The organism is Methylibium sp., from assembly GCF_013817365.1.
Classification (GTDB): domain Bacteria; phylum Pseudomonadota; class Gammaproteobacteria; order Burkholderiales; family Burkholderiaceae_C; genus Methylibium.
Genome location: NZ_JACDCU010000314.1, coordinates 1 through 4,976, shown reverse-complemented (window position 1 = coordinate 4,976; position 4,976 = coordinate 1). Strand labels below are relative to the sequence as shown.

Genomic DNA, 4,976 nt, shown 5'->3' with positions numbered 1-4,976 from the left:
TTCACGAAGACGGCCGCGTAACATGCGACCACCGACTTGCCCACCGCGTCGGTCGTTCGTCGCAAGCGACGCCCGCCGCCGTGGACAAGTCTCACAGCGCCTCACACACAGAATTTCTGACACTCCCTGCAACGCGCAACGCACCGTGCGTCGGATCACTGACAAGCCTCGCAGTCGGGGTTGTCGATCAGACAGACCTTCATGTCGGTCGCAGGCACGGCGGCCTCGAACTGCGCCAGCTCGGCGCCCGACGTCGCAGCACTGTCGCTCGCGCCTGTGCCGCTCGACACCGCGTTGAGCTGACCCGATTTCACCGTGGATTTCTCCGCATGCGTCGCACCCATGGTGCGCAGGTAGTAGGTGGTCTTGAGGCCGCGCTGCCAAGCCAGCTTGTAGGTGTCGTCGAGCTTCTTGCCCGAGGCGCCGGCCATGTAGATGTTGAGCGACTGCGCCTGGTCGATCCACTTCTGGCGCCGCGCCGCGGCCTCGACCAGCCACTTCGGCTCGACCTCGAAGGCAGTGGCGTACAGCGACTTCAGCTCCTCCGAGACGCGGTCGATGCGGCGCAGCGAACCGTCGAAGTGCTTGAGGTCCATCACCATCACGTCGTCCCACAGGCCCTGCTGCTTGAGGTCTCGCACCAGGTATTCGTTGATGATGGTGAAGTCGCCCGACAGGTTGTTCTTGACGGAGAGATTGGAGAACGAGGGCTCGATGGAGGCATCCACGCCGATGATGTTGGAGATGGTCGCCGTGGGCGCAATCGCCACGCAGTTGGAGTTGCGCATGCCGTGCGACTTGATGCGCTCGCGCAGCAGGTTCCAGTCGAGCGTGCTCGAGCGGTCGACCTCCACCAGGGTGGTGTTCTGGCCCGCGAGCGTGCCGCGCTCCTTGGCCAGCATGTCGAGCGAATCGATCGGAAGGATGCCGCGATCCCACAGCGAGCCCGTGTAGCTGGAATAGCGGCCGCGCTCCTGCGCCATCTCGGTCGAAGCCCAGTAGGCGTAGTAGCAAACCGCCTCCATCGAGCGGTCGGCGTAGTCCACGGCAGCCTGCGAGGCGTAAGGAATGCGCAACTGGTAGAGGCTGTCCTGAAAACCCATCACGCCCAGGCCGACCGGGCGGTGGCGCAGGTTGGAGTCGCGCGCCTTCTTGACGGCGTAGTAGTTGATGTCGATCACGTTGTCGAGCATGCGCATCGCGGTCGCGACGGTCTTCTTCAGCTTGGCGTGGTCGATCTCCATGCCGTTCTCCCCCTGCACGAGGTGCTGTGCGAGGTTCACCGAGCCGAGGTTGCACACGGCGATCTCGCTGGCATTGGTGTTGAGCGTGATCTCGGTGCACAGATTGGACGAATGCACCACGCCCACGTGCTGCTGCGGCGAGCGCACGTTGCAGGCGTCCTTGAAGGTGATCCAGGGATGGCCGGTCTCGAACAGCATCGAGAGCATCTTGCGCCACAGGTCCGAGGCGCGCAGCGTCTTGAAGAGCTTGATCTCGCCACGGGCGGCCTTGTCTTCGTAGGCGGTGTAGGCCTGCTCGAAAGCGCTGCCGAACTTGTCGTGCAGGTCCGGGCAGTTGGCCGGCGAGAACAAGGTCCAGTTGCCGTTTTCAAGCACCCGCTTCATGAACAGGTCGGGGATCCAGTTGGCGGTGTTCATGTCCGGCGTGCGGCGCCGGTCATCGCCGGTGTTCTTGCGCAGGTCGAGGAACTCCTCGATGTCTAGGTGCCAGGTTTCCAGGTAGGCGCAGACCGCGCCCTTGCGCTTGCCGCCCTGGTTGACCGCGACCGCCGTGTCGTTGACCACCTTCAGGAAAGGCACGACCCCCTGGCTTTCGCCGTTGGTGCCCTTGATGTGGCTGCCCAGCGCACGCACCGGCGTCCAGTCGTTGCCCAGGCCGCCTGCAAATTTGGAGAGCAGTGCGTTTTCCTTGATGGCCTCGTAGATACCGTCGAGGTCGTCAGCCACCGTGGTGAGGTAGCAGCTCGACAATTGCGAGCGGCGCGTGCCGGCGTTGAACAGCGTGGGCGTGCTCGACATGAAGTCGAAGCGCGACAGCACCTCGTAAAACTCGATTGCGCGCGCCTCGCGGTCGATCTCGCCCAATGCCAGTCCCATGGCCACGCGCATGAAGAAGGCCTGCGGGAGTTCGATGCGCGCTTTGTGCAGGTGAAGGAAGTAGCGGTCGTAGAGGGTCTGCAGGCCGAGATAGTCGAACTGCAGGTCGCGCTCGGGCTGCAGCGCTGCGCCCAAGCGCTTGAGGTCGTACTGCTGCAGGCGTTCGTCAAGCAGTTCGGCTTGCACGCCCTTCTTGATGAAGTCCGGGAAGTACTCGGCGTAGCGCTCGGTCATTTCTTCCTGCAGGACCTCGCCGCCGAGGATCTCGCGGCGGATCGTGTGCAGCAGCAGCCGCGCGGTGGCGCGGGTGTAGGCCGGGTCCTTCTCGATCAGCGTGCGCGCGGCCAGGATCGCCGCCTTGTAGACCTCGTCGATCGGCACGCCGTCGTAGAGGTTGCGCTGCGTCTCGGCCAGGATCGGCGCGGCGCGCACTTCGGCGCCGAGGCCGGCACACGCCGACTCGACCAGCGCGGCGAGCCGACCCATGTCGAGCGGCACGCGCTGTCCGCGGTCGAGCACATGCAGGGCGCTCGCAGCGGCCACCGGCAGTTCGCCCTGCTTGCTGCGCTCCTGCGCGCGGCGCTCGCGGTACAGCACATAGGCGCGCGCCACCTCGTGATGGCCGCCGCGCATCAAGCCCAGTTCGACCGCGTCCTGGATATCTTCGATGTGAAAGCTGCCGCCGCTGGGCCGCGAGCGCAGCATGGCCCGCACCACCGACTCGGTCAGCGCATCGACCGTTTCGCGCACGCTGGCCGAGGCCGCGCCCTGCGTGCCATGCACTGCGAGGAAAGCCTTCATCAGCGCGACCGCAATCTTGTTCGGCTCGAACGCCACCACCGCGCCGTTGCGGCGAATGATCTGGTAGCCGGCGTAGGCGGAATTGCCGCCGGCCAGCGGCCGTGCGCCGGACGCAGGGCTGGTGCCGGCACCCGAGCCGGTGCCACCGGCGGAAGGCGACGGCGAAGCGCTGGAGCTGACTGTTTGCATGAGGAATGCCTTTCGGTTCTTGTCGGGGTGGAACATGGATCGGGCGATCAGCGCAGACGATGCGCGGCGGTGCGAAGCAACGCGGATCTGGCTGGCAAAAGGTAAGGTCTAGCAGATGCAGGGGCCGTGTCTCGAGTAGGCCGCACGCTGTGCCAGCCGCAAGGAATTTGCAGCCGCACGCCGTGCCTTGGCCGCTTGGCGAGCGCCGCGCCGCAAGCTGCGGCGCACTTTCGTGGAGGAAAGCACAGGAGGGCTTTTCACGAGGGCTTCTTGCACAACGAACCAGTGCGCAAGCGCTTGAATCAGGCGTTGAAGAATAGCATCTCGGGACACTATATCTAGCGTTTGCTGGAGCGACAAGCGCTAGCGGTAGTGTTTTACACGGAGTTCACACGCGGCGAAAAGCGGCGTAGGAAAGGCGGCAGACACCGGCCCTCGATTGCTCGACACCACTGCGCCTTTGCGGCGCTGCGGTGAGCGTCGAACCCGCTTGCTTGCAGCGTGGCTCAAGCCGCTGGCGACGCAAACGCAGCAGGGAAAAATCGCTCGGCCCAACCGGTCTGCGTTTGCAGGCGCTTCCAATCGAAGCCCGCGCCGGGATCGCACTTGCGCCCTGGCGCGACGTGTTCATGGCCGACCACTTCAGCCAGGGGCAGCTCGGTCGCCAGCGCCTTCAGCAGCCGCACGAGGCTCGCATACTGCGCCGCCTCGAAGGACTCGCCTTCCATGCCTTCGAACTCGATACCCACCGAGTAGTCGTTGCAGTTTTCGCGCCCCCGCCAGACCGACCGCCCGGCATGCCAGGCCCGGTCACGGACCGAAACGAATTGCAGCGATTCGCCGTCGCGGCGGATCACGAAATGCGAGGACACCTCGAAGCCGCGGATCTGCTCGAAGTAGGGGTGCGCGTTCCAGTCGAGGCGGTTGGTGAACAAGCGCTCGATCTCGTCACCGCCGTACACGCCGGGCGGCAGGCTGATCGAGTGGATCAGCGCCAGGTTGATTTCCATTCCGGCCGGCCTCGGGCCGTGGTTGGGCGAGCCGATGCGGCGCGCACCGGACCACCAGCCGAGCTGCCAGGTCGACGCGCCGCTCACGCGCCCTCGCGGCTGCGACGCTGCGTATCGTCGGCTTCGACCGGCTCGGCGAGTGCCTCCACCGCAAAACCGTGCTCGGCCACCTGCACGCCCAGGCGCGCCATGCGGTAGCGCATCTGGCGAAGCGACAAGCCCAGGCTGGCACCGGCCGCCGTGCGGTTGAAGCGGTAACGCTCCAGCGCGCGCACGAGGATGTCGCGCTCCACGCCGTCGAGATAGACGGCCAGGTCGTCGGGCAGGGGCGCCGGCAGCGTCGCGGCCGGCACCTCAGGCGCCTGACTCGCCGGCGGCTCGGGTTTGCGTACCGCAGGCTCGCCGCCGTCGATATCACCGAAGACCGACTCCGGCAAACCAAGGTCGGCCACGTCGATCGCTTCGCCGTCGGACAACGCCACCGCGCGGTGCAGCAGGTTCTCGAGCTCGCGCACATTGCCGCCGAAGGGATAGCGCATCAAATAGGCCAGCGCCTCACGCGTGAGCTGCGGCGGCGGGCCGACGCCCGCATCGGCGGCGATGCGCTCGAGCACTTGCTGGCAGATTGCCGGCAGATCCTCGAGCCGCTCGCGCAGCGCGGGCACGCGAATCTGGATCACGTTGAGCCGGTAGTAAAGATCCTGGCGAAAGCCCCCGGCCTGCACCTCGGCGGCGAGGTTCTTGTGCGTCGCGCTGACGATGCGCACGTCCAGCGGCAACTCCTGCGTGGCGCCGACCGGGCGCACCGAGCGCTCCTGGATCGAACGCAGCAGCTTGCTCTGCATCGACAGCGGCA

The 4,976-nt window shown here is 66.0% G+C and carries 3 protein-coding genes; all 3 read right to left on the bottom strand.

All coding sequences use genetic code 11. From position 1 onward, the window contains the following. Positions 1-155 precede the first annotated feature (155 nt). Positions 156-3,110, bottom strand: coding sequence for a ribonucleoside-diphosphate reductase subunit alpha (locus tag H0W38_RS16475; RefSeq protein WP_292456062.1), 2,955 nt, complete (start codon positions 3,108-3,110; stop codon positions 156-158). A gap of 506 nt (positions 3,111-3,616) precedes the next feature. Continuing rightward, the gene (gene ampD, locus H0W38_RS16470; protein ID WP_292456060.1) at positions 3,617-4,207 is read right to left on the bottom strand and encodes a 1,6-anhydro-N-acetylmuramyl-L-alanine amidase AmpD; all 591 of its coding nucleotides are present in this window, start codon (positions 4,205-4,207) and stop codon (positions 3,617-3,619) included. Continuing rightward, on the bottom strand, positions 4,204-4,976 hold a 773-nt coding region (locus H0W38_RS16465; RefSeq protein ID WP_292456057.1), incomplete at its 5' end, for a sigma 54-interacting transcriptional regulator. The genes H0W38_RS16465 and ampD, both read right to left, overlap by 4 nt.